Source organism: Tunicatimonas pelagia, assembly GCF_030506325.1.
Classification (GTDB): Bacteria; Bacteroidota; Bacteroidia; order Cytophagales; family Cyclobacteriaceae; genus Tunicatimonas; species Tunicatimonas pelagia.
The window spans coordinates 2,152,205-2,177,192 of sequence record NZ_CP120683.1 but is presented as its reverse complement, the minus strand read 5'-3'; the positions used below and the strand labels follow the sequence as shown (position 1 = coordinate 2,177,192).

At 45.4% G+C, this 24,988-nt stretch carries 21 protein-coding genes; 14 read left to right on the top strand and 7 right to left on the bottom strand.

Features of this window, described 5'->3' with window-relative positions:
• The 3 genes from selD (at position 1) to P0M28_RS09055 (ending at position 2,709) form a co-directional block, all read left to right on the top strand.
• The gene (gene selD / locus P0M28_RS09065) at positions 1-1,038 is read left to right on the top strand and encodes a selenide, water dikinase SelD (RefSeq protein ID WP_302209515.1); all 1,038 of its coding nucleotides are present in this window, start codon (positions 1-3) and stop codon (positions 1,036-1,038) included.
• A 144-nt stretch (positions 1,039-1,182) separates the two neighbouring features.
• Entirely contained in the window at positions 1,183-1,737 is a 555-nt protein-coding gene (locus P0M28_RS09060; protein WP_302209514.1) for a hypothetical protein, read from the top strand.
• 12 nt (positions 1,738-1,749) lie between these two features.
• Entirely contained in the window at positions 1,750-2,709 is a 960-nt protein-coding gene (locus tag P0M28_RS09055) for a hypothetical protein (RefSeq protein ID WP_302209513.1), read from the top strand.
• Here the strand turns inward: P0M28_RS09055 and P0M28_RS09050 are convergent.
• Positions 2,699-3,121, bottom strand: a complete 423-nt coding sequence (locus tag P0M28_RS09050) for a VOC family protein (protein ID WP_302209512.1) — start codon at positions 3,119-3,121, stop codon at positions 2,699-2,701. The genes P0M28_RS09055 and P0M28_RS09050 overlap by 11 nt on opposite strands.
• Before the next feature lie 74 nt (positions 3,122-3,195).
• On the bottom strand, positions 3,196-4,554 hold the full coding sequence (locus tag P0M28_RS09045) for a hypothetical protein (protein ID WP_302209511.1): 1,359 nt from the start codon (positions 4,552-4,554) through the stop codon (positions 3,196-3,198).
• Positions 4,555-4,631: 77 nt separating this feature from the next.
• On the opposite strand from P0M28_RS09045, the gene P0M28_RS09040 reads away from it, so the two are divergent.
• From P0M28_RS09040 to P0M28_RS09010, 7 genes are all read left to right on the top strand, one after another.
• Positions 4,632-5,180: a hypothetical protein gene (locus P0M28_RS09040; RefSeq protein WP_302209510.1), complete on the top strand. Its 549-nt coding sequence runs from the start codon at positions 4,632-4,634 to the stop codon at positions 5,178-5,180.
• A gap of 163 nt (positions 5,181-5,343) precedes the next feature.
• Positions 5,344-6,144, top strand: a complete 801-nt coding sequence (locus P0M28_RS09035) for an alpha/beta fold hydrolase (RefSeq protein ID WP_302209508.1) — start codon at positions 5,344-5,346, stop codon at positions 6,142-6,144.
• Positions 6,145-6,279: 135 nt separating this feature from the next.
• The gene (locus P0M28_RS09030) at positions 6,280-7,365 is read left to right on the top strand and encodes an efflux RND transporter periplasmic adaptor subunit (protein WP_302209506.1); all 1,086 of its coding nucleotides are present in this window, start codon (positions 6,280-6,282) and stop codon (positions 7,363-7,365) included.
• 88 nt (positions 7,366-7,453) lie between these two features.
• Positions 7,454-10,516, top strand: coding sequence for an efflux RND transporter permease subunit (locus P0M28_RS09025; protein ID WP_302209504.1), 3,063 nt, complete (start codon positions 7,454-7,456; stop codon positions 10,514-10,516).
• A gap of 129 nt (positions 10,517-10,645) precedes the next feature.
• On the top strand, positions 10,646-12,058 hold the full coding sequence (locus tag P0M28_RS09020; protein WP_302209503.1) for a TolC family protein: 1,413 nt from the start codon (positions 10,646-10,648) through the stop codon (positions 12,056-12,058).
• Positions 12,059-12,233: 175 nt separating this feature from the next.
• A complete protein-coding gene (locus tag P0M28_RS09015) occupies positions 12,234-13,223 on the top strand; it encodes an NAD(P)H-quinone oxidoreductase (RefSeq protein WP_302209501.1) in 990 nt (329 codons plus the stop codon).
• A 57-nt stretch (positions 13,224-13,280) separates the two neighbouring features.
• The gene (locus P0M28_RS09010; RefSeq protein ID WP_302209500.1) at positions 13,281-13,859 is read left to right on the top strand and encodes a DUF4136 domain-containing protein; all 579 of its coding nucleotides are present in this window, start codon (positions 13,281-13,283) and stop codon (positions 13,857-13,859) included.
• A gap of 8 nt (positions 13,860-13,867) precedes the next feature.
• Here P0M28_RS09010 and P0M28_RS09005 read toward each other — a convergent pair whose 3' ends face one another.
• The gene (locus P0M28_RS09005) at positions 13,868-13,981 is read right to left on the bottom strand and encodes a 30S ribosomal protein THX (RefSeq protein WP_302209499.1); all 114 of its coding nucleotides are present in this window, start codon (positions 13,979-13,981) and stop codon (positions 13,868-13,870) included.
• A gap of 124 nt (positions 13,982-14,105) precedes the next feature.
• Between P0M28_RS09005 and P0M28_RS09000 the strand changes: the two genes are divergently transcribed.
• The gene (locus P0M28_RS09000; protein WP_302209497.1) at positions 14,106-14,579 is read left to right on the top strand and encodes a hypothetical protein; all 474 of its coding nucleotides are present in this window, start codon (positions 14,106-14,108) and stop codon (positions 14,577-14,579) included.
• Positions 14,580-15,607: 1,028 nt separating this feature from the next.
• Positions 15,608-16,786, top strand: coding sequence for a glycosyltransferase family 4 protein (locus P0M28_RS08995; RefSeq protein WP_302209495.1), 1,179 nt, complete (start codon positions 15,608-15,610; stop codon positions 16,784-16,786).
• Here the strand turns inward: P0M28_RS08995 and purH are convergent.
• The 3 genes from purH to P0M28_RS08980 all read right to left on the bottom strand — a co-directional run bounded on the left by purH (position 16,776) and on the right by P0M28_RS08980 (position 20,119).
• Entirely contained in the window at positions 16,776-18,299 is a 1,524-nt protein-coding gene (purH, locus tag P0M28_RS08990; RefSeq protein ID WP_302209494.1) for a bifunctional phosphoribosylaminoimidazolecarboxamide formyltransferase/IMP cyclohydrolase, read from the bottom strand. The genes P0M28_RS08995 and purH overlap by 11 nt on opposite strands.
• A gap of 176 nt (positions 18,300-18,475) precedes the next feature.
• Positions 18,476-19,051 carry a phosphoribosylglycinamide formyltransferase gene (gene purN, locus P0M28_RS08985; RefSeq protein WP_302209493.1) on the bottom strand — a complete coding sequence of 192 codons (576 nt, stop codon included), beginning with the start codon at positions 19,049-19,051 and terminating at the stop codon, positions 18,476-18,478.
• Between the two features lie 180 nt (positions 19,052-19,231).
• Positions 19,232-20,119 carry a geranylgeranylglycerol-phosphate geranylgeranyltransferase gene (locus tag P0M28_RS08980; RefSeq protein WP_302209492.1) on the bottom strand — a complete coding sequence of 296 codons (888 nt, stop codon included), beginning with the start codon at positions 20,117-20,119 and terminating at the stop codon, positions 19,232-19,234.
• Between the two features lie 231 nt (positions 20,120-20,350).
• Here P0M28_RS08980 and P0M28_RS08975 point away from each other — a divergent pair, with 231 nt between their 5' ends.
• Together P0M28_RS08975 and metH are read left to right on the top strand one after the other, a co-directional pair.
• Positions 20,351-21,379, top strand: coding sequence for a homocysteine S-methyltransferase family protein (locus tag P0M28_RS08975; RefSeq protein ID WP_302209490.1), 1,029 nt, complete (start codon positions 20,351-20,353; stop codon positions 21,377-21,379).
• 15 nt (positions 21,380-21,394) lie between these two features.
• On the top strand, positions 21,395-24,151 hold the full coding sequence (gene metH / locus P0M28_RS08970; protein WP_302209488.1) for a methionine synthase: 2,757 nt from the start codon (positions 21,395-21,397) through the stop codon (positions 24,149-24,151).
• 36 nt (positions 24,152-24,187) lie between these two features.
• Here metH and P0M28_RS08965 read toward each other — a convergent pair whose 3' ends face one another.
• Positions 24,188-24,934: a DeoR/GlpR family DNA-binding transcription regulator gene (locus P0M28_RS08965; RefSeq protein ID WP_302209487.1), complete on the bottom strand. Its 747-nt coding sequence runs from the start codon at positions 24,932-24,934 to the stop codon at positions 24,188-24,190.
• Positions 24,935-24,988 lie beyond the last annotated feature (54 nt).

Below are 24,988 nucleotides of genomic sequence, written 5' to 3'. Positions count from 1 at the left end.
ATGCAGGAAAAAGAACCGATCCGACTTACTCAATACAGCCATGGGGCTGGTTGCGGCTGCAAAATATCTCCCCAAGTACTGGAAAGCATTTTAGCTTCGGATGACGACTTTCACGACCCTAACCTAATTGTCGGTAACAACACCAAAGACGATGCTGCTGTCTACGACGTAGGGCAGGGGCAAGCCCTCATTAGTACTACCGATTTTTTCATGCCCATTGTGGACGACCCGTTTGACTTCGGACGAATTGCTTCGGTGAATGCCCTGAGCGATGTTTACGCGATGGGTGGAAAGCCTACAATGGCCGTGGCAATCCTGGGCTGGCCCATTGATAAGCTTCCCGCCGAAGTAGCCCAGCAGGTAATCTCCGGAGCGAAAGCGGCTTGTCGCAAAGCAAATATTCCACTGGCAGGCGGACACAGTATCGATGCTCCTGAACCCATCTTCGGGTTAGCCGTTACCGGGCAAATCCTGGTAGAACACATTAAGCGAAACGATCAAGCTACTCCGGACTGTAAGTTATTTCTAACCAAACCGCTAGGAGTTGGAGTGTTAACTACTGCCCAGAAGAAAGGAATAGTGAAAGAGGCTGATCTGCAAACGGCTCGGGAAAGTATGCTACAATTAAACCATGCTGGAATACAGTTTGGTCGTCTTTCCTACGTAAAAGCTATGACCGATGTAACTGGGTTTGGCTTACTTGGTCATTTAGCCGAAGTCTGCGAGGCTAGTCAGGTAAGTGCCGTTGTTAACTACGATAAAGTTCCTCGTTTCGATGGTATTGACCAGTACATTGCTCAGGGTAGTGTTCCGGGTGGCACTAAGCGTAATTGGGATAGTTATGGAGATAAAATCAGCCCGATAAGTGATGAACAAAAAGCACTACTATGTGATCCGCAGACGAGTGGTGGTTTGCTAGTTGCCGTAGAAAAAGAGTATGAGACTAGCTTCATTCAGTATACTCAATCTATTGGCCTATCGGTAGAAGCGTTTGGCGAAACGACTGAGCCAAAAGATCTGCTGATTCAGGTGGTGTAGTTATCTACAGTCGACAGCTTATAGTCCACTGTTTACAGTTTATCGGGTAGAGTTAGGTGATTTTGTTTACTGTTTGACTGTGGCTTTAACCATTAGAACACTTACCAATCGCTTTAGGTTAGTATTTCATAATTAATTTTGCTTATGATACGATACTCAGTTTTACTGCTTCTCGTAATTATTTCGGCTTGCGGTGGCACCGGAGAGCAGCGGGTAGATACCACGGCGGTACAAGAAGAAATGGCTCAGCGAGAACCTAAGCGCGTCACCCCTGAGCAGGTTACTGAGGCTGCTTACCAACAAGGTGGCTCAATGGCTCAGCAAATGTTGTCTCTTTTGACAAAGCAGTATCAAGAAGAAAAGCTGGAGATCGACTTTGTAGCCTATTTACAAAATCAATCGGTGCATACCTTCGCCGGGGAGGCCACTATCCACTGGATTCCGGTGTCTACTCAAGCTAGCGACTTACCAGAAAAAGAGCAGCAAATTCTGGAGGCTTACCGCTACAGTCAGGAACAGCAACAAGAATTAATCGGTAATGTACAACGCATTGGTCAAGATACCTTACTGTATACCCATCCGGTTACGCTCAACGATTCACTTCGAGTCCAACTCGCCTTGCCGGCTGACACCGCCCAAATCCTTCTGGGCATGTGGAGTATTTATATTTCTAAAAAGACTATTGTTCAGGGTATGTAACGAGGTTTACCAATGAAAAAGATCGTGATTTCTGCCGGACTGATAGTTGTACCCCTTCTCGTACTGCACAGTCAGTCTCTCGATCAAGATCCGTTGATTCATTATTATTTCGACGAGGAAGAGATGGATTACCTTCAATCACTCATCTATTTCTTTGATAGACATGTGACACAAGACTGTAATCAAGGCGTAGCTATTTGTTTAAGTGAATATGCTGATTCTTTGGCCGATACTATGATGGCCAACCGAGAGGTTTCTAATATTTTTGACAATGCTTTGCTCTCGTCAGTATTGGATAGTTTATCTCCCAAACTGTTTAGCGAAATCTGGTATTACGGAAGCCAAAAAAAGAAAATCTCGTCCGATAGTATCGCCCACTATTGGGAAATGGACTATCGTACTAGCGGGAGATATTTTGACTATCTTAGTGCTTCATCCTACATAACGGATACCATGCTAAAGCACTACGTCGAACCAGCCAAAGCATCGGGAACGATGTCTTCCGGTATGGTTGCTTCCTTGTTATTGAACCATAACCTGTACAACCTCAACGACGAGCGAAATCGTCTCATTTTTACTATTCACTGTATCACATTGGATGGTCGCAAGATTCCTCAGGTTGACCGAGACGTACTGCGAGTAAAAAATACTACCGCCGACTCAGTACGCCTGGAAATATGGATGTACTCAGCGGAAGGATACGAAAATAATCGGGCAGGCGCCTTTGATGCTGTTCTACCATCGCAACAGTCATTTATCCTGAATTTTGATGGGTTGTACTTCTCCGAGAAAGGTGCTGAGATTTCACCTGCTTCCCCCAGGTATGAACAAGAAGGATTCGAGGTGGTCGTATATCGGTCTCTCAGCGACAAAGTCGTTATTTACGGAGATACTCCTAAAGATACCCTAGCTACTGAAAGGTTCTCGGTTCAAGAGATTATTGAGCAGTCGCCGACAATTACTATTCGCTAGCAAAAATCTGGCTTTGGTTCTGAAAGGCTTTAAACTCTAGTGCGTTGCCACTGGGGTCAAGAAAAAACATGGTGGCTTGCTCTCCTACTTCACCTTTAAAGCGCACGTGGGGTTCAATAATAAAGTCAATATTTGCGTTTTCTAGTCGCTGAGCTAACTTCTCCCAGGTTTCCATATCTAGAATGGCCCCAAAGTGGCGTACGGGTACTTGGTCGCCATCCACTTCATTCGTTTGCGCTTTCAGTACTTCTTCCGGCTTTAGGTGAGCCGTAATCTGATGACCATAAAAGTTGAAATCTATCCATCGCTCGGAGGTACGCCCTACTGTGCAACCCAACAAATCTTCATAAAACTGGCGGGTGTCAATCAGGCTGGAAACGGGAAAAGCTAGGTGAAAAGGAGTACTCATCATATCTAGTGTTAGAGTGCGTAGTGTTATAGTACTCAAAGATAACTATCGTACTAAAACACCATAGCACTTTAACACTATTTTTCTGCTGCAACCGACTGATAAACATCATTTAAAGCTTCCCGATGGGCTTGGGAGACCCGATTGGTCATCACTGGGAACGGCGTACCGTCGTCTTGCCACAGCGTTCGTTTCATGCGCCCTTTGGGAAACCAACGATCGTTGCCGTGGGTACCGATGAACTGGCATTTAAAAATTCCGATAATGTACGGCTGGGCTAATGCATCTTCTACCCACTGGGCAACGTCTTCAGCGGCTTGAGCTTCTTCTCTCACCGTGCCTCGATCGGTGGTATAGGTTTCATCTAAGCTAAAGGGAGTAGCCCAATCTACAACGATTATGGGTTTCTGCACAATGGCAAAGGTGCTATCGTAGCCACCTTGCTGAAATACTTGCCACTCGGGTGGCCGCTGTGGGCTAAGAATTAGGGCTTGAGTGCAGAATACATCTACGTACTTACCCACCGTTTGCAATACTGGCTCCGGTACCATTCTTAGCACGTAGCGTTCTCCCAAGAACAGATGATTGGGTGCGCCTTCTCGCACAATATCTCGGAGCAAAGGATAAAGTTTTTCGGCAATCTGTCCCATAAACAGATCGTCGTCTTGCTGAATAGATGCCTGTTCGGTATCTAATGCCCAATCGGTAGTTTCCAAAAGTTCATCAAAAGAAGCCAGAGAAGTCCCATAGCTTTCATTCAATTCCTGAATAGTAGCGTGCTGGTTCATTAAAAACCTTTGATACGCTTGTTTACCGGGAGCCAAAGGCGGAAGGGAGCGATAAAAGTCTACTCGGCGCGAGTCCCAGATAGGTAAATCTACAAAAGCGATCCCCAGTAAAAGCGAATCTGAGGCCACGCTTTGGCACTGAGGGAGTAAGTGCTGACGGAAGGAGGTTTGTACCGAGTCGTCAAAAATATCGAAGGTGTGCTTGCTGTTGGGATAATTAAAATGAGCGATATGGGGCAGGCGGTTTTCCAAATAAGGATTGAGCGGAGCGTAGGCTTCCCCGGCGTTCAGCCCTGATTCCACGTAGGCCTGATACATTGCTTCTTCAGCCTGCTCTCGATTGTCATCTACCCGTTCATACAAACCAGCAGATTGTTCCCGTTCATTCAGGTATCGTCCGGTATGATTAGCTCCCAACGCTACATAACCGTGCCCCTGCGGGGTAATGAACATCCAGCGATCATTTACTTGTTCTACTCTAAACCAACCCGTGGCTCCCCGTTGAATTCCGGTGTACCCTCCGAATGCATCGTATTGCTGAGTCTCCTGGTTTACCGAACAGGCCCCCACCACTCCTCCTAACAGCAGAAGTAAGAATTTATTTATCTGGAGTACAGTAGTGAGGTAACTTGTGGTGCGGCTTATCATCCGGGTAGTCTTTATTAGCGAATATAAGTAGATTAGCCAGTAAACCATTATCTAGTGCGTACGGTTAGATCAGTGCTATGGAAAAAATACTCTACATTCTTCTTGTTATAGGGTTAATCGCCTGTAATCCTGATAAAAAGCGCAAAGTAAATGATGCTGAAGCCAAGTTTACCACTTCTGATGCTTCCGAGCTATTCTTTAAAAATGTGCGACAGGGCTACTACGATAAAGAAACAATGGAGGAGGCTAAGCTCGATATCTACCGGATTAAAGAACGGAGTCAGGCAGAAGAGCAGCCCGTACTCAATCTGGCAATCGTTATCAACTGGCGTTACGACGAAGCTTACGTACTAACGGAGCCTAATACTTATTTGCAGCAGCAAGATACGCTTAAAATTTACTGGCAAGATAGTGTGCAACAGACGGGTATTTACGAATATCTGCCGGGAAATAAAGAACGTCACTACCAGTTTGCCAGCCAGGTATACAATAGCATACAAGATGCTCATCAGCTGTCTACCAAAAATGCTCAAGGAGAACGGGTTCCGGTGTTGGCTACCCGAGATGAGCGAGAAGCTTTTCGTAAGACGATGATGGATTACTATCGCTTGGTGGATTTGTATTGAGAATGTGTTTTTGTTTTTATCGTATAGTTCAGAATTTTGGGTTTAACGCAAAGGGTTTCATAGGCATGAACCTAGAACTAACACCTTAACACAATTTATAAAACAAATTTTTCCCAACCATATTGACAGAAATATAGTTTATTGAGGTACGTTTGTTTCGCTTATGCTATTTTATCGGGAATACCGTTCGGATGAAAAAAAGGACTGGGTCGTGTTTGTGCACGGCGCCGGAGGGAGTTCGTCTATCTGGTATAAGCAAATCAAAGCATTTAAGGAGCAGTTTAATGTACTGCTGATAGATCTGCGGGGGCATGGTCGTTCTAAAGAGCTACTGAAGGAGTACGTAGAGAACCAATATTCCTTTCAAGATATTAGCCGGGATATTTTGGAGGTAGTAGAGCACCTGAAAATCAAGCAAGCTCATTTTGTTGGGGTCTCGTTGGGTTCTATTATCATCCGCACCATTGGTGAACTAGCCCCGGAACGATTACGATCGATGGTACTCTGTGGAGCCATCACCCGTCTCAATATTCGCTCTCGCTTTTTAGTGTACATGGGCCATATGCTTAAGCGGTTTATGCCGTACATGTGGTTGTACCAACTGTTTGCCTGGGTCATTATGCCCAGTAAGCGCGATCAGGTTTCTCGCAATCTATTTATTCGGGAGGCCAAGCGGCTTTATAAGAAGGAGTTTCTGCGTTGGTACAAACTTACCTACGAGGTAAACCCTCTGCTCAAGTACTTCAAAGAAAAAGATATTAATATCCCGACCCTGTACGTGATGGGTGAGCATGATTATATGTTTTTGCCCCCGGTCAAGCGAATTGTGAAATTACACCAGCAAGCAATACTTAGGGTGATCGAGAACTGCGGTCATGTGGTGAATGTAGAGCGACCGGATATATTTAATCAAGAGGCTCTCCAGTTTATTAATCGCCACGCGCTGGTGTCTAGTGCAGAATAATAGACAGACTCCCCAAAATAATAGACATATTGTATCATAGTCAACGATCGTGGTAAGCTATTCTCCGTTAGAGTCACGTAGTTCTGGGAGCAACAGCTTAAAAATGAACGATCATCAATATATCGCTACTAATCTATGAATCCAAAGGTTAAGACTATCCTCACGGTAGTTATCGTACTTGTAATTGCTTTTTTGGTTGCATTACCGAAACTCGATATTTTTAGTGAAGATAGCGGTACCAACGCTACTGCGGTCGCGGCTTCAGCTCCCGGCACGGTCAAGGCTGTTCCAGTAAATGCAGTGGTGGTAGAACCCAAGCGGCTCAGCGATCAGATTCAGGTTACCGGGGCAGTATTAGCCAATGAGTCTCTAGAAATCCGTAGTGAAATATCTGGAAAAGTCACGGGTATCCATTTTCAGGAAGGGCAAGAAGTAAAACGAGGGGCACTACTGGTTACTATTAATGACGAAGAGCTAAGAGCTCAGCTTGAGAAACTCAAGTATACTCGGAAATTACGCGAAGATATGGAGTACCGCCAGCGCCTACTGCTGGAGAAAGAAGCAATTAGCCAAGAGGAATACGACCAAGCACTTACAGAGTTAAATACATCGGCCGCTGATATTAAGGTTTTGGAAGCTCAAATTGATCGATCTCAGATTCGCGCCCCCTTCGATGGCGTTATTGGTCTGCGCTACGTGAGTACGGGCAGTTATATTTCCCCCCAAACAATTATTGCAACTTTCTCTAACATTGACCCCGCCAAGGTAGAGTTCTCAGTGCCCGGTCGCTACAGTAACGATATAAAGGTAGATGATGAAGTTGAGTTTCGCACGGATGCTTCCGATGATATTTTCTTAGGTAAAATCTACGCTATCGATCCAATGCTTGACCCCGCTACCCGCACCCTGAAAATGCGAGCCATCAGCCCCAATCAAGATCGTCGGTTGTTACCCGGTCAATTTGCCCGCATCAGCTTAACCCTTAACCGGGAAGATGATGCACTAATGGTTCCTACCCAAGCTGTGATCCCCGAACTAAACGGTCACAAAGTGTTTGTAGCCAAGCAGGGAACCGTAGAAGAGCGCAAAGTGCAGGTAGGTATTCGTACCAATAAAGATGTAGAAATAGCTTCGGGGCTTAGCCAGCAAGATACGGTGGTAACCTCCGGTATTCTGCAAATTAAATCCGGTAGCCCAGTAGATATCACCTTAACAGAATGATTAATGAATGATGCCGACGCGGCGCGGATTGATAAATAATAACACTTCAATCATTAATCATTAGTCATCAATCACTAATCATTTGCCTATGGCCAGTTTATCCTCAACCAGTGTTCAGCGTCCGGTATTAGCCATTGTGATGTCGATTGTCATTCTCATCTTCGGCATCATCGGGTTTCGTTTTCTGGGAGTACGGGAGTATCCTAGTGTTGACCCGCCTCGTATTTCAGTTTCTACCGAGTATACCGGAGCCAATGCCGATGTAATCGAGTCGCAGATTACGGAGCCTTTAGAAGAATTTATCAATGGCGTAGCCGGTATTAAAAGCCTGACTTCGGTGAGTCGCGATGGGCGAAGTACAGTAACGGCCGAATTTGATCTGGATGTCGATTTGGAAGCTGCTGCCAACGACGTGCGGGACAAAGTTTCTGCGGCCATCTACCGCCTCCCACCCGATGCTGATCCGCCTATCGTCCGTAAGGCCGATGCTGATTCTAGCCCGATTATCTTTCTGAACATCAAGAGCGATAAGCGTTCACTACTCGAGCTTTCGGCTATTGCCCAAAACGATTTTAAAGAACGAATACAAACCATTTCGGGAGTGAGTGATATTAGTATCTGGGGAGACAAACGCTACTCGATGCGCCTGTGGATGGATGCTGATAAACTAGCTGCTTACAATCTTACTCCACTGGATGTACTGAATGCCGTACGGCGCGATAATGTCGAGCTTCCTTCCGGTCGAGTAGAAGGGCTTAATACCGAGTTGACCGTCCGCACAATGGGGCGAATTAATACTCCGGAAGATTATAATAATCTGATTATCAAAGAATCAGATGAAACGGTAGTAAAGTTTAAAGATATTGGTAATGCTGCCCTAGGGCCTGAAAACGAACGAACGCTACTGAAACGCGGTGGTATCCCAATGGTTGGTTTGGCCATCCGAACGCAACCCGGAGCCAATAATATTGAGATTGCCGATCAGTTTTATGAACGGCTAGAATTTATTAAAAAGGATTTACCTGAGGATATTGAAGTGGGAATTGGCTTTGATAAAACCGAATACATTCGTGAGTCAGTAGCGGAGGTACAGCAAACAATTATTGTAGCCTTTACGCTGGTCGCCCTAATTATTTTTCTCTTCCTACGCGATTGGCGTACCACAATTATTCCCGTCATCACCATTCCGATTGCCCTCATCGGCACCTTCTTCCTGATGTACGTGTTGGGCTTCTCGATCAATGTGCTCACCATGCTGGGCATTGTGTTGGCGATTGGACTGGTAGTGGATGATACCATTGTAGTGCTAGAAAATATTTACGCCAAAATTGAGCAAGGTACCCCACCCGTAGACGCTAGCTTAGAAGGGGCTAAGGAGATTTTCTTTGCCGTAGTTTCTACTACGGTAGCTTTAGCCGCAGTATTTTTACCGGTTATTTTTCTTCAGGGACTTACCGGAAGGCTATTCCGCGAATTTGGATTGGTGATTGCTTCGGCAGTAGTGATCTCTTCTTTTGTAGCCCTTTCTCTCGCTCCTATGCTGTGTTCTCGCATTTTAAAGCGGCGCAAGCAACAGACATGGCTGTATCGGAAAACCGAACCCTTCTTTGATTGGATGAATCGGGGGTACAACCGCTCTTTGGAAAGCTTTATGCAGTATCGCTGGCTGGCCTTTGGGGTAATCGCTGCTTCGGTCGGGCTGATCTACCTATTTCTAAATACACTTCAACAAGAGCTAGCTCCGCTGGAAGATCGAGGGCAAATACGAATGTTAGCTTCGGGGCCGGAAGGGGCTACCTTCGAGTACATGGACCATTACGTAGATCAGTTGGTAGATGTAGTGCAGGAAAATATACCCGAAAGCGACGCAATCATCACCGTGACCTCCCCGGGTTTTAGCTCTACTTCTTCGGTCAACTCAGCCTTCATGCGCCTTACGCTGATTGATGCTTCGGAGCGAAAACGAAGCCAGCAGGAGATTGTCAATGTACTTACTCCTAAAGTGCAGGCACTCACTCAAGCGCGAGCCTATATTGCCCAAGAACCAACTATTAACAATGAACGACAGGGCTTACCCGTGCAGTTTGTGATTCAAGCTTCAACTTTAGAGAAGCTAGAAGAGGTGTTGCCCAACTTTATGGATTTAGCCGATCAAAGCCCCGCGTTTGCCTTTGTAGATCTGAACCTAAAGTTCAATAAACCAGAAATATCCATTGAAATTGATCGGGAAAAAGCCCGGAATCTGGGAGTTTCCGTACGCGATATTGCCGAAACCTTGCAATTAGGGCTAAGCGGCTCTCGCTTCGGCTACTTCATTATGGATGGTAAGCAGTACCAAATTATTGGCCAGGTAAAGCGTGACGATCGGGATGACCCGCTAGATTTACGCTCGCTGTACGTAAAGAATGCTGACGACCAGCTAATTCAGTTAGACAATCTAGTGTACCTTAATGAAGAAAGTACTCCGCCTCAACTGTTTCGCTTCAACCGTTATAGCTCGGCTACCGTATCGGCGGCCTTAGCTCCCGGCTACACCCTGGGCGACGGTATTGATGCTATGGAGCAAATTGCTCAGGAGACGTTAGATGGCTCCTTTGCCACTGATCTAGACGGGCAGTCGGCAGAGTTTCGGGAAAGTTCTAACAGTTTATTATTCGCTTTGCTGTTTGCCATTATTCTAATTTACCTGGTGCTATCGGCTCAGTTTGAAAGCTTCCGCGATCCATTTACCATCATGTTTACCGTACCCCTAGCTTTAGCTGGGGCTCTACTCGCCATCTGGTACTTTAACGAAACCCTTAATATCTTCAGCCAAATTGGAATCATCATGCTGATCGGTTTGGTGACGAAAAACGGAATCTTGATTGTAGAGTTTGCTAACCAGCGTAAAGCGCAAGGAATGAGCATCCAGGAAGCGATTGTTGAAGCTGCCGAATCCCGCTTCCGACCTATTCTGATGACCAGTCTATCCACCGTATTAGGTATTCTACCAATTGCCCTAGCGTTAGGAGCGGGTTCTGAAAGTCGGGTTTCAATGGGTATTGCAGTGATTGGCGGACTAATTTTTTCCACCATCCTAACCCTCTACGTAATTCCAGCCATGTATACTTACATTTCCAGCGATAAAGAACGCCGCATGGCTCGCACGTGATACTTCTATTTTAGTAAAATGATACTACATAACCGAAAAGACCTTCACAGTAAAAAAATCCCCCTAGCCCGTTCCACGGCGGCCTCCTTTAAAAAAGGGGGAGCAGCACATAAGAAAACTTCTGTTCTTGTGTTTGAAAAAATATTGCGATATGCGACATCCCCCTTAGAAAAAGGGGGTAAGGGGGATTTAAAAAAAAATCACCATAATTCTAATTTTCACAAGACTACTAAGTTTGCCTTTATATTCTTTTTACTCTCTCTATTTTCTTTAGCCACTCAAGCCCAGGAAAACATCCTTACACTAGAAGAAGCCATCCAAACCGGACTAGAAAATAACTTCTCAGTGAAGATTGCCCGTAACGATCAAGAAGTTGCCAACAATAATTTATCCCCAGGAAACGCTGGAATGTTACCCAATTTAGATGTGCTAGCGATTCGGAATTTTGATGTGCAAGACTCAGAACTAGACTTTGCTAGTGGAGATGGACAAACCGTTGAAAACGCTCGTTCAAACGCTACGACGCTTTCCTCAGTCGTAAGTTGGACAATCTTCGATGGTACTCGAATGTTCGCTACCTATAATAAATTAAAAGAGATACAGCAGGCTAGTAATTTGGATGCTCAAGTTACTTTGGAAAATCTGGTGGCAGATATTGCCTCGGCGTACTACACCGTTATTTTAGAGCAAGAGCTACTTACAGTCATTCAAAGTGCATTAGAACTTTCGGATATTCGTAAGCAACTGGCCAAAACGCAGTACGAAGTAGGTCGTACATCTAAATTGGAATACTTGGCTGCTCAAGCCGATTATAATGCTGATACCTCGGCTTTCATTAGTCAACGTCAGCAGATGTACAATGCTAAAGTAGATTTAAATACTCTATTGGCTCGCCCATCGGACGCCGAGTTTTCAGTACCTGACCAGATTGATGCTAACTTAGAGCTTCGTTTAGCGGGACTTAAAGAAAAGATGCTTAGTGCCAATCCCCAATTGCTCCGGGCACGGCAGGAAGAAAACATCGCTTATTTAACCAATCGGGAGCTTCGCGCTGACCGTCTACCTACCATTAGTGTTGATGGAGGATATAATTATGCTACCTCCGAAGCGGAGGCTGGCTTTGTACTAGCCCGACAGTCAGATGGCTTTGCTTACGGAGTCACTGCCCGCTGGAATTTGTTTAATGGCTTCAACAAGAACCGTCTTATCCAAAATGCCCAGATCGCTATGGAAACTCAGCAGTACGCTACCCAAGATTTACGGCTGCAATTGGAATCGGGTCTAGAAAAAACGTTTATCAATTACACCAATAGTATTCAACTCATCGAGTTGGAAACGGAAAATGAAGCTATCGCCCTAGAGCGAGCTGAAATTGCTCTGGAACGTTACCGCTTAGGAAATACTAATTCCCTAGAACTACGCGAAGCCCAACGCATTGCCGTAGCCGCCTCCGGTCGCCTCCTCGATGCGGTCTACTCCACTAAAATCGCCGAAATAGAACTTATGCGACTAAGCGGGAAACTGGCAAGCAGTAGCTATTAAAGTCATCCCCGGCCGAGCGAAGCGAGTGCCGGGGTCTCCCACCTAAGAAGCAGGGGATGCCGGAATTCGCTGGGTACAAAGCCTCATCCGGCAATACGCTTAAGTTTTTTTCTCAATATCGTCTGTCATTTCATCTGAACAAAAGGGTATTCAGCAAAAGAAACACAACCAGCCCATGAAAGCTATCCTTATCAAATCACCTGGAAAAGCCGATCAACTTTATTTGGGAGAATACGAAACTCCCAAACCTGCCTCAGATGAAGTATTGGTAAAAGTTCACGCTACCGCGCTGAACCGAGCTGATATTTTGCAGCGGGAAGGTAAGTACCCTCCGCCGGAAGGGGCTTCACCAATTTTAGGTCTGGAAATGAGCGGCGAGGTTGTGGAAGTAGGGGCGCAAGTAGATAAGTGGAAAATTGGTGACAAAGTATTTGGGTTACTGTCCGGAGGTGGCTACGCCGAATATGCTGTCATCCACCAGGATATGGCAATGGCGATTCCTGATAATTTATCCTTTGAAGAAGCGGCCGCTATTCCTGAAGTATTTATGACCGCTTTTCAGGCGGTACACTGGCTGGGAAAGCTACAAACCAATGAACGAATTCTGATTCACGCCGGTGCCAGTGGGGTAGGAACCGCAGCTATTCAACTCGCCAGAGAGATGCAGGCGGGAGATATTATCGTCACGGCTTCGCAGGCTAAACACGCCACCTGTCAAGATTTAGGAGCGCACTACACCATTGACTACAAAAACCAGGATTTTAAGAAAGAAGTGAAGGGAATTACCGACGGGGAAGGGGTAGACGTGATTATTGATTTTGTTGCCGCTCCCTACTTTGAGCGCAATATTTCGGTATTACGTACTGACGGACGGTTGATTATGCTAGCGTTACTGGGTGGAACCCATCTGGAGCAATTTAACTTAGGGAATTTACTGCGTAAACGAATCCAAATACTGGCATCTACCCTTCGTTCCCGCAGTCGCGACTATCAGATTCGTCTGACTAAAGCCTTTGCTGAATTTGCTATTCTACGTTTTCAAGATAGTCGGCTGCGTCCGGTTATTGATCAGATTATGGACTGGCAAGAGGTGAAAGCAGCGCATCAGCGAATGGAATCCAACCAAAACATCGGTAAAATTGTCTTAAGAATTGGTAAATCTTAAACCTTGTTTGCACAAATTAGACGGGTTTTTACGTTCCATACTTGGAGGGCTACCATTATGATCTATCGATATATTCTCAGCATACTTATTATCAGCAGCATCGCCTGTTCATCAATCAAAACGTATACCGAAGCGCCGGCTGATCAGAAAGTTAGCCACTACAAAACCTTTGCGTTCGTATCGCCTGATGAATCTGAGATGGATCAGGCTAGCCTAATTCTGTACGATGAAATTCGCAAAAGTATTGTAGCTCAATTGCGGGAAAAGAATTATCAGCCCAATACCGAAAACCCTGAGCTTCTCATTGCCTTCAACATTATGACTGATGAGGAGCAAACGGCCGTAACAAGATCAACTGACCCCTACGGAGCTTACGGACGGCGAATGTGGGCGTATAACCCTTACGCCTTGGGCTGGGTGCCTCCTCAAACTTACCGGGAAATCAGAATTGAGAAGACCGGTACAATGGTGGTAGACTTATTTGATAACCAAGCTAAAGAATTAATTTGGCGGGGTATTGGCATAGGTCCGGTGAACAATCCCGAAGAGCGGTTTGAGACTGCTTATAAAATGGTGGATAAGATTTTCAAAGGCTTTCCAACTAGTACAGACGGAGCTGTTTCAGTGGCTAATTAAGCATTAGCTTAGCGCTCTTTTTTATCAGCCTCTTCTTTTTTCTCGTCTTTCTTAGGGCGCCTCACCCCAAATGTGCCTTTACTAATTTTTCCGCGTTTCGTTTTTTTATCGCCTTTTCCCATAGCGTAAGAATACTACTGAATGAAAATTTTATTTGATAATCCAAATTAGTAAATTTCGTGAGAAACCATATTTTCCAAAACTGGTTTATAGAGTAGTAAGACTTCTTATTTAAATTTATTTGTTATGGCCTCTCCCAAACCCACCCTTATTGCAGCAATTCGAAGCACCGCTAAGAAACTTGCCAGGTCCCCGCAGTATCAGTGGGGGCACATGGGCAGCTGTAATTGTGGTCATTTGGTTCAGGAAGTTACGCAGCTTTCACGAGCCGATATTCATGAATACGCTATGCGAACCCGAGGGGGCGACTGGAGTGAGCAAGCACTAGACTTTTGCCCTACCAGTGGCTACCTAATGGATCAGGTAATATCTATTATGCTGGATGCAGGTATGGAACTAGCGGACTTTAAGCATTTAGAGCAGCTATCAGATAAACAGGTGCTAGCCCGTTTGCCAGAGACATCTCGCCACTTGCGCCACAATTACCGCGAAGATGTGGTAATTTACATGAATGCCTGGGCTGATTTGCTAGAAGAACAGCTACTCCAGCAGGTAGAATTGCCCTCCTTAGAGGTAGCATCAGCAGTGAGCGTAGGCTAAACTATTTCCGCTTTTCCCCTCATATTCTTAGGAATGATGAGATAATCGCGCGGCGACCGTAAAGTGCCCAAGACTAGCCGTCCGCGACTAGCGGTCCGCATTGAACGTCGGAATTTTGGGTCAGAACGAGGTACGGAAACCGAGCAGGCACGCCTAGTGATGGCTTGACTATTGCGTGGCGAACTGTGTGAGGCTTTCCGTAACCGAGCCACTGTAGCGCGGCGGCGATCTGCGAAGTACCGCGCCAAAAGAACAAATGCAAATGGATGCTTTATCTTGCTAGCACTCCTTAGAAAAGTCTTGTTTTAGTTGCCGATTGTTAGCTCACCATAGACAACTACTAGGTGCTATGCTAACCTAGCTTTTGAAATTCGCTCAATCACGCTCTACAAGTTCAAGAAATAGTACTGTCTCTTCCTGTACAGGTACTAGAGTAATACGCTGATTTGTTTTTAAAAGCGGGGGATACCGATTGTTGAATTGCTGGTTATTGATCCACAGCCGATGGTCTACAGTGACTGGCAGTTGCTTCCGTCTTCCGTCCCGGCGGAGCGTATCTACTGAGTGTTGGTTGCCGCGGACGCAGCCACTACTTTTGTCGTTACTCGTTTATTATTTTTTTCTGTTCTCCGGCTTCAATTACTCCCCTCGCTCAGCTCCTCGCCAGAGGCTTCTCATCGTCAATTTCTCACTACTCATTAATCACTGCCTCTCGCCAACCACGTTTATTACTCTTCAGATTTCCAGTATAAGCTCGGTAGGTAAAACTATAATACTTTACTATAGTGATGCTTTATTTTCAGTTTTGATAAGAAAAAATTAGCAATAATATTCTAAAAATAAATCGAGAGAATTAGTTTAAGGTAAATGTTGTAAAGTTTAGCACGCCAATCTTACATTTTTCTACAACAGAAAGATAATCTGTTTACCTTAGTAATGACCAGTAACTGAAGTTTCTACTAATCTGTCTAGTGAGACCTTTATTACTGTTCATAAACAACTATTTACCTTTACAAACCACATTGTTCATGTTACTGACTGAATATCCTTGGGTATTACTCTCCTTTGTATTGCTCACTTCATTTTTTATCACTTCAGCAGTTATACCCGCCGTTATTCGGGTGGCCCGAGAAAAACACCTGCTAGATGAGCCTAATAACCGGAGTTCTCATTGGCAGAAAACCCCTAGTTTGGGCGGAGTAGCTATTTTCGCAGCGATCATTATTGTTTTTACGATGGCTTCGCACTGGAGTAGCTCGTCAGATTTTTCTTTTTTTCAAGTGCTACCGGCTATTGTTATTTTATTTTTTGTCGGGATAAAAGACGATATTTTGGTCATTGATCCGGTTAAAAAACTGTTGGCGCAATTGGTGGCGGGTATTATTTTTATTGGCTTGACAGATATCCGAATTGGAAATTTTTACGGAATGTTGGGAGTACACCAACTTCCGTATATGATGAGCTTTGGGCTTACACTATTTATTTTTGTAGTAGTAACTAATGCTTACAATTTGATTGATGGCATTGATGGATTAGCGGGTTGTTTGGGCATAATAGCAGCCATTGCCTACGGCACTTACTTTGCGGTGGTAGGGGTGATCTGGGGTACCGTGTTATGTGCTACACTAGTGGGGGCACTGGTAGGCTTTTTACGATACAACTTCTCCAAGCAGCACAAAATATTTATGGGCGACAGTGGCTCGCTAGTGATTGGATTTATTTTGGCAGTATTGTCGGTAAAATTTATTCAATTCAACGAAAGCCCTAATGCCTGGTACATTGGCAATGCACCCACTGTGGCGATTGCGGTACTGGCTATTCCTCTGTTTGACACCTTACGGGTGTTTAGCCATCGTCTTCTCCGTAAAGTCAGCCCCTTCACCCCGGATAGGAACCACGTACACCATCTAATTGTAGACAATGGTCATAAGCACGCGCAGGCTACTATCTATCTATCTTTTGTAGGAGCACTAATTATTGCAGCCAGTTTACTTTTCGCCCAATCTTCTATCGCTCTTTCGCTCTCCGTTATTGTTCTGATTTTCACGGTTTATGCGCTGGCGGTTCAGCGACGCTATTTGGTACGTAGATCGAAGCTAGTAGTGCCTAAACGTACAGTTGTGGTTAAGGAGAAAGCAGTTGAACGATCTCGGGAAACCGCTACGTTGCAACCCCAAACTGCTCGGGCCACTAGTATCAGTGCTTAAAGTGGCGTACTCCGGTAGTAACCATCGCCATTTGGTGCTGATTGCAAACGTCAATTGAATCTTGATCGCGGATGGAGCCACCGGGTTGAATAACGGCGGCAATACCTGCACCTTGGGCAATTTCAACACAGTCGGGGAACGGGAAAAACGCATCGGAGGCCATCACGGCTCCGTTTAGATCGAACCCAAACCGTCCGGCTTTATCAATCGCTTGTTTCAGCGCATCTACCCGAGAGGTTTGTCCTACTCCGCTGGAGAGCATTTGCCCTTTTTTTGCCAAGATAATCGTATTGGATTTGGTGTGTTTACAAACCTTACTGGCGAATAGCAGTGCTTCAATTTCATCTTGCGTGGGTTGCTTATCAGTGACGGTGGTCAAGTCAGATTTAGTATCCGTTGTCCGGTCTCGGTCTTGTTCTACTACTCCATTCAGCAAAGTCTTGAATTGACGAGGTTGCTCTAGTGGTTGTTTTTGTAGCAATAAAATACGCTTTTTCTTTTTAGTAAGAACTTCTAACGCTTCTTTGGTAAAAGAAGGGGCAATAAGCACTTCAAAGAATAAGTCGTGCATCGCTTCGGCAGCGTCTTGGTCTACTTCAGCGTTGGTTACTAAAATTCCTCCGAAAGCGGAAACGGTATCCGCCGCGAAGGCTTTCTCGTAGGCTTCTTTTACGGTAACACCCGTGGCCACTCCACAGGCGTTGGTATGCTTAAGAATAGCGAAGGCAGTTTCTCCATCAAATTCCTGAATTAGAGCCACAGCGGCATCAATATCTACCAGATTATTAAATGAGAGTTCCTTGCCGTGAATTTGCTCCAGAATTTCGTCTAGATTGCCGTAGAATTCAGCGGCCTGGTGAGGGTTTTCGCCGTAGCGTAACGCTTTCTTTCGTAATCCTTCCTTCGGAAACAGTGGCTTTGAGGTTTCTCCGGCAAAATAATTGGCAATAGCAGTATCGTAGTGCGCCGAGGTTTGAAATGCTGCCAGCGCAAATTCCTTTCGATCTTCCGCATCGGTAGTGCCTTTTTTCTCCTTCAATAAGTTGAGCAGGGGCTGATACTGCTGGCGGGAGGAAACCACTAGTACATCGCTAAAATTTTTGGCTGCCGCCCGAATGAGTGATATACCACCAATATCAATTTTCTCAATAATATCGGCTTCCGAGGCACCTGAGGCAACGGTATCTTCAAATGGATATAAATCTACAATGACTAAATCTAAGCCCGGAATATCGTATTCGCCGACTTGGCTTTGGTCGCTTTCGTTTTCACGACGGTATAAAATACCACCGAATACCTTCGGATGCAGCGTTTTTACCCGTCCGCCCAAAATAGAGGGATAGCTGGTTAGATCTTCTACCGCCGTAACTGGAACACCTTGCTCCTCAATAAACTTTTGAGTTCCTCCAGTAGAATAAATGGTTACCCCCAATTGATGTAATTGCTGAACGATGGGTTCCAATTGATCTTTATGATAAACAGAAATAAGGGCCGATTGAATAGTACGATTCATAAGTATGTTGATTTGCTTGATTGCGACCGCCTCGCGGTTCAATTGTTTGCTTGCTCAATGGTTAAATTGTTACTTGAGAAGATTCGCTCCTTTCTCCATTTTCTGTCCTCCGCGCGAAGAACCCGTATAGCGACCACCCGCACATTTTTCTCTTTCTATTCTCTGTTTTTCACATTTCATATCTCGTATTTATCCATTGTTTCTTCTATAATCTGGGGATAGTATTCATGCTCGAGGTGATGCACTTTTTCGGCAATGGTCTCGGCGGTATCGTAGGGCTGAATAGTGCAGCCTACCTGAAAAATTACCGCACCTTCGTCGTAATTTTCATTTACGTAGTGAATCGTGATACCCGTTACTTCTTCTTGAGCCTCTACTACTGCCCGGTGAACGTTCATTCCGTACATACCCTTGCCACCGTAAGCGGGTAATAAGGCAGGGTGAATATTGATAATCCGTTTTGGAAAGGCATTGATTAAATTCTGGGGAATCATCAACATAAAACCCGCCAAGGCAATCCAACCTACTTGGTACGACTGAAGTATTTCTAATACTTTATCAGTTTCAGTGAGCGCATTTTTCTCAAATATCTCTACCGGAATATTGAAGCGTGCAGCGCGGGCAATCACGCCTGCATTGGGATTGTTAGTGAACAGCACGGCTACCCGAATAGAAGTATGATCGCGAAATCGCTCAAAGATTCTCTCCGCATTAGTACCACTACCCGAAGCAAAAACCGCCAATTGTTTCATGCGGGCAAATATACATACTTTCTTTGTTGGTGTTATGGTGTTAAAGTACTTAAGTTCTTGTGGGAAGGTACTTAGTTCGTCGTAGATCGATTTGGGGATTACAGAACCCTGAACGTAAACCTCACACTTGAATACACGGGTACTGTAACACTAGAGCACCATAGCATGGTAACACCCACATTAAAAAAACACCATACTAATGATGCCGCTTAGTATTAGTATTTTGCAAAAATTATTTAGCAAAGCAAATTCGCGGCGAGTATCAGCCTGAACTAAGCGGATAATAAAAAAAGTGATGGGGATGGTTAGCAAAAGAAAGTAGTTGATAAGTGTTTGATTACCTAACTTTCCGGAGAGGAAGAAGAGCAAAAAAATGAAAATAGCTGATAAAACGTACAGTAATAGTTTGGTACGATGGATTCCCCAGACTACCGGTAGCGTTCGGCATCCGAAGGTTTGATCGCCAGGTAAGCCTTCCATATCTTTTACAATCTCTCGTACCAGCGAGATGGCAAAGGCAAACACTGCATACGTGAATACTAAAAATTTATTTTCATAATAGTAAATACCGATCAAAGCCACAGCCAATCCAGACAGAGAGGCGATAATTAAATTTCCAATAAAAGGAATCCGCTTCAGGTGATTAGAATGTAGCCACAGCAAAAACACACTCCCGCAGTGGATAACCCCCACTTCCCAAGAAAGTAAAAAGCCTACAAAAATACCAAAGAGCGAAAGGGCTACGTGCCCGGCCATTACGTAGCGTCGTTTCAAGGTAGTGCCTACCACCACTCGTTGGGGCTTATTGATTAGGTCTATCTTAACATCATAGTAATCGTTAATCATGTAACCCGCTGCTGCAATACATACTGTAGAAAAAACCAGGAGAAACAGACGTATGTCAGTGAGATAGGCTTTCTCACCATGATGGACATCAACCAGAAAGTAGGCTACGAAGTACTGCGTTAGTGCTAGAAAAAGTAGGTTATGTACCCGCGTGAGCTTGGCAAACCCCTTGGTCCAGTAAAAAAGCCGAAACGGTATCTGTATCGCTTTTATCTCTCCCATAGTTACACTAAAACGCAAATTACCCGATATTGATTTGCTCAACCATCAATAAAAAAGTACTTCAACGAATGAATTTCATATAATTTAGGTTATATCGGCTGCTACTTATTCAAGTGTACTATCATGGTTATCTATTTGGCAATAAAGTTGAGCTGTACTTAAGGTAGTTAACAGTCAAATAATTTAGCAAATTTGCAGTAACTTAGCAATTATAAGTTAGACCAATTTCTTATGAATTCGCGGGAAGAACAATTACTGATACTAGCGCAAGAACGTATTCTGATTTTAGACGGGGCGATGGGCACCATGATTCAGCGTCACAAGCTGACGGAGGACGATTTTCGGAATAAGGCGCTGAAAGATCACGCGCACCCATTACAAGGCAATAACGATCTTTTGTCAATTACCCGACCGGATATTATCCGCGAAATCCATCAGGAGTATTTTGCGGCGGGAGCCGATATTGCCGAAACGAATACTTTTAGTGGCACCTCCATTGCCCAAGCTGATTATGGCCTGGAAAGCTTGGTGTACGACATCAACTTCCAGTCGGCGAAGATTGCCCGTGAGGTAGCTGATGAGTTTACCGCGCGTGAACCACATAAGCCTCGGTTTGTGGCAGGTTCTTTGGGGCCAACCAATAGAACTGCCTCTTTGTCACCCGATGTGAATGATCCGGGCTACCGGGCGGTTACCTTCGACGAATTGATGACCGCGTATACCGAGCAAATCACCGGACTGGTAGAAGGCGGAGCGGATATGCTTCTGGTGGAAACCGTATTCGATACGCTGAATGCTAAAGCTGCTTTGTTTGCTATCCAGACGTACTTTGAAGATCATAGTATTTTGTTACCAATTATGGTTTCCGGAACAATTACCGATGCCAGTGGGCGCACCTTATCGGGGCAAACCACCGAAGCCTTCTGGAGTTCTATTATGCACGGTAACCTCTTCAGTGTTGGCCTAAACTGCGCTTTAGGAGCGAAGGATTTGCAGCCCTACTTACGGGAGCTATCACGCCACGCCCACTGCTTGGTTACAGCGCACCCCAACGCTGGTTTACCTAACGAGTTTGGGGAGTACGATCAAACTCCTGAGGAAATGGCTGCTGAGATTGAAGAATTCACTCAAAAAGGATATTTAAATGTTGTAGGCGGATGCTGTGGCACCACTCCCGAGCATATTCAGGCGATTGCCCGCATGGCTGAAAAATATGCGCCTCGCGCGGTAACGCACTCGAATACTCCGGTTACTGTATAATTCTACTATTACTTTATGTCAACTACTTCGCTAGAAGATACTTTAGTAGCTCAGGTGTTATCTGATGCTAGCTTACCGCCCTTACGCCTCAGTGGATTGGAGCCACTAGTTGTTAATGAGCATACTGGCTTCGTGAATATTGGTGAACGAACCAATGTGACTGGATCGCGCCGATTTGCCCGACTCATTGCTGAAGAGAAGTACGAAGAAGCCATTGAGGTAGCCCGGGATCAGGTAGAAAACGGTGCCCAGATCATCGACATCAATATGGACGACGGGATGCTGGACGGTGAAGCCTGCATGGTGAAGTACGTCAACCTCATTTCTTCCGAGCCAGATATTGCGCGGGTTCCCTTTATGATCGATTCCTCTAAATGGCATATCATTGAGGCGGGGCTGAAGGTAGTGCAAGGAAAGTCTGTGGTAAATTCTATCAGCTTGAAAGAGGGCGAAGAAGAGTTTATTCGTCAGGCGAAACTCGTTCGCAAGTATGGGGCAGCCGTGATTGTGATGGCTTTTGACGAAGATGGCCAAGCTGATAACTACGACCGCCGGATTGAAATTGCCCAGCGTTCTTACGATGTTTTGGTCAATAAAGTAAACTTCCCCCCCCAAGACATCATTCTTGATCTGAATATTTTCCCGGTGGCTACCGGGATGGAAGAGCATCGCCTCAACGCCCTAGATTTTTTTCGAGCCACCAAGTGGGTACGGGAGAACCTACCCGGAGCGCACATAAGCGGTGGGGTTAGCAACGTGTCATTTTCCTTCCGAGGTAACAACACCGTGCGCGAAGCGATGCACTCGGCTTTCTTGTACCATGCCAAACGATCTGGCATGGATATGGGCATTGTCAACCCTACCATGTTGGAGGTGTACGATGATATTCCGAAAGACTTACTGGAACGCATTGAAGATGTATTACTTGATCGTCGCGATGATGCTACCGAACGCCTGATTGATTTTGCTGAGCAAGTGAGAGGCAACGGAAAAGAGAAAAAGAAAGCTGATGATTCTTGGCGACGCGAACCGGTAGAAAAGCGACTGGAACACGCACTAGTTAAAGGAATTGCTGAATTTGCTGAAAAAGACGTAGAGGAAGCCCGTCACCAATTTGAACGACCTATTCAGGTGATTGAAGGGCCACTGATGGATGGGATGAACGTAGTAGGCGATTTGTTTGGTGCTGGAAAAATGTTTTTGCCCCAAGTGGTGAAGAGTGCCCGGGTGATGAAGAAAGCCGTCGCTTACCTGATTCCGTTTATTGAAGAAGAAAAACGGGCATCGGGTGATAATGGGGTAGCCCAAAGCAAAGGAAAAATTCTACTTGCTACCGTAAAAGGAGACGTGCACGATATTGGTAAAAATATCGTTGCCGTGGTGTTGGGCTGCAACAACTACGATGTAATTGATATGGGCGTGATGGTTCCCGCCCAGAAAATCCTGGACAAAGCGCGCGAAGAAAACGTAGATATTATCGGTCTGAGTGGCCTCATTACTCCTTCATTAGATGAGATGGTAAACGTGGCTAAACTGATGGATGAGCAAGGGTTTACCACTCCGTTGTTGATTGGCGGAGCGACTACTTCCAAAATTCATACGGCCGTAAAAATTGAACCGAGCTATCAGAGTGGGGTTATTCACGTCTTGGATGCTTCCCGCTCGGTGCCCGTAGCCAGCAGTTTACTCAACAGAGAAGCTCGCGATGGTTTTAAACAGAAAGTTCAGGAAGAATACCAGCAGATGCGTGATCGCCACGCAGGAAAGAAAACTCGCAAAGCCTTCACCCCGTTGGCAGAAATCCGCGCCAATAAATTTCAAACCGATTGGTCGGCTCGGCAGGTGAAGAAACCCCAGTTTTTGGGTACCAAGGTTTTCAAAGAATATCCACTAGAAGAGATTGCTAAGTACATTGACTGGACACCCTTCTTTATGACTTGGGAGCTAGCCGGAAAATTTCCGAATATTCTGGACGATGAGATTGTGGGTAAGGAAGCCCAATCACTTTACGCTGATGCCCGGGAAATGCTGGAGAAGATAATTCAGGAGAAGTGGATTACGGCCAACGCCGTCATTGGCTTCTTTCCAGCCAATACAGTGCGCTGCGACGACGTTGAACTTTATCACTTTACGGAAGATGGAGAAGACCGTAGCCAGCATTTAGTTACGTTGCACCATCTTCGCCAGCAAACTAAAAAAGCGGCGGGCAAAGAGTATTTCTGCTTAGCCGATTTTGTTGCGCCCAAAGATACCGAAGTGACCGACTACGTGGGTGGTTTCGCTGTAACTACGGGAGTAGGCTCCGAAGAAATTGCCAAACGCTTTGAAGCTGACCACGACGACTACAACTCCATTATGGTAAAAGCGCTGGCCGATCGCTTTGCCGAAGCCTTCGCCGAACTCATGCACCGTCGCGTTCGTACGGAGTTCTGGGGCTACGTTCCCGATGAAGATTTAGATAATGAAGCCCTTATTCGCGAGAAATACACCGGCATCCGTCCTGCTCCCGGCTACCCGGCTTGTCCCGATCATACCGAAAAGGAGACGCTATTTTCACTGCTCAACGTTACCGAAAATACCGGAATCTCCCTGACTGAAAACTTTGCTATGTTCCCCGCAGCTTCGGTTAGTGGCTGGTATTTCTCTCATCCACAGTCTCGTTATTTCGGCATCTCTCGCATCGATGAAGACCAACTAAAGGATTATGCTCAGCGCAAAGATATGCCCCTAGAAGTTTGCCGTAAGTGGTTGAGTCCATATTTGGAGGATTAACTTTTGATAGCATGGCATCTTGTATTGATCGGTGAGTCAAAGTACGGTATACCCTTGCTGCTGATACGGTTCTAGTAACGAGTGGGTAGGGCTTAATTCTGTAATTAGCACATCCAGGCAGTCTATCGGGCCTACTTTAAACGCTTGCTTAGTACCAATTTTGGAAGAAATTGCCAAGGTGACTACCTTATCTGATGCATTAATGATCGCCCTTTTTACGATAGCCTCTGGCTGGTTGGCTTCGGTGAGGCCGATTTGGTCATCGATAGACGTAATGCCAACAAAGCATATATCAGCGTGGATATCAGCTAGGGAATCAAGGGCCTGATGCCCGACGGTGGTGTACCCCTTCCGGAGAATATTTCCTCCCATCAACACACTATCTATATTAGCAAACTCGCAGAGCTTGGAGGCAGCTGGTATCGAGTTCGTAAACACAGTAAGCGATATATCGGTAGGAAGCAGATTAACTAACTGTAGGTTGGACGTGCCTCCATCGATAATAAGTACTTGCCCCTCCTCAATAAGGGGAAGGGCTTTCTTTGCTATCAGATGCTTGGTTTCAATTTCCTGTACTTCCCGCTTCTTGAAGCTGGGAATGTAGGAGGGTACCACTGCTCCCCCATGTACTCGTTTGAGATGACCGTATTCTTCAAGCTCATACAGGTCGCGGCGAATAGTATCTTCCGATACTTCAAACATATTGCTCAGTGCCGATGATTTCACTTGTTGAAATGCCCGCACCTCCTGCAAAATGGCGTTTTGTCTCTCTATTTTTAACATAGTCAATTGAACCTTACAATGATCAAGATAAAAATGTAGTTGGGTAGTTTATGT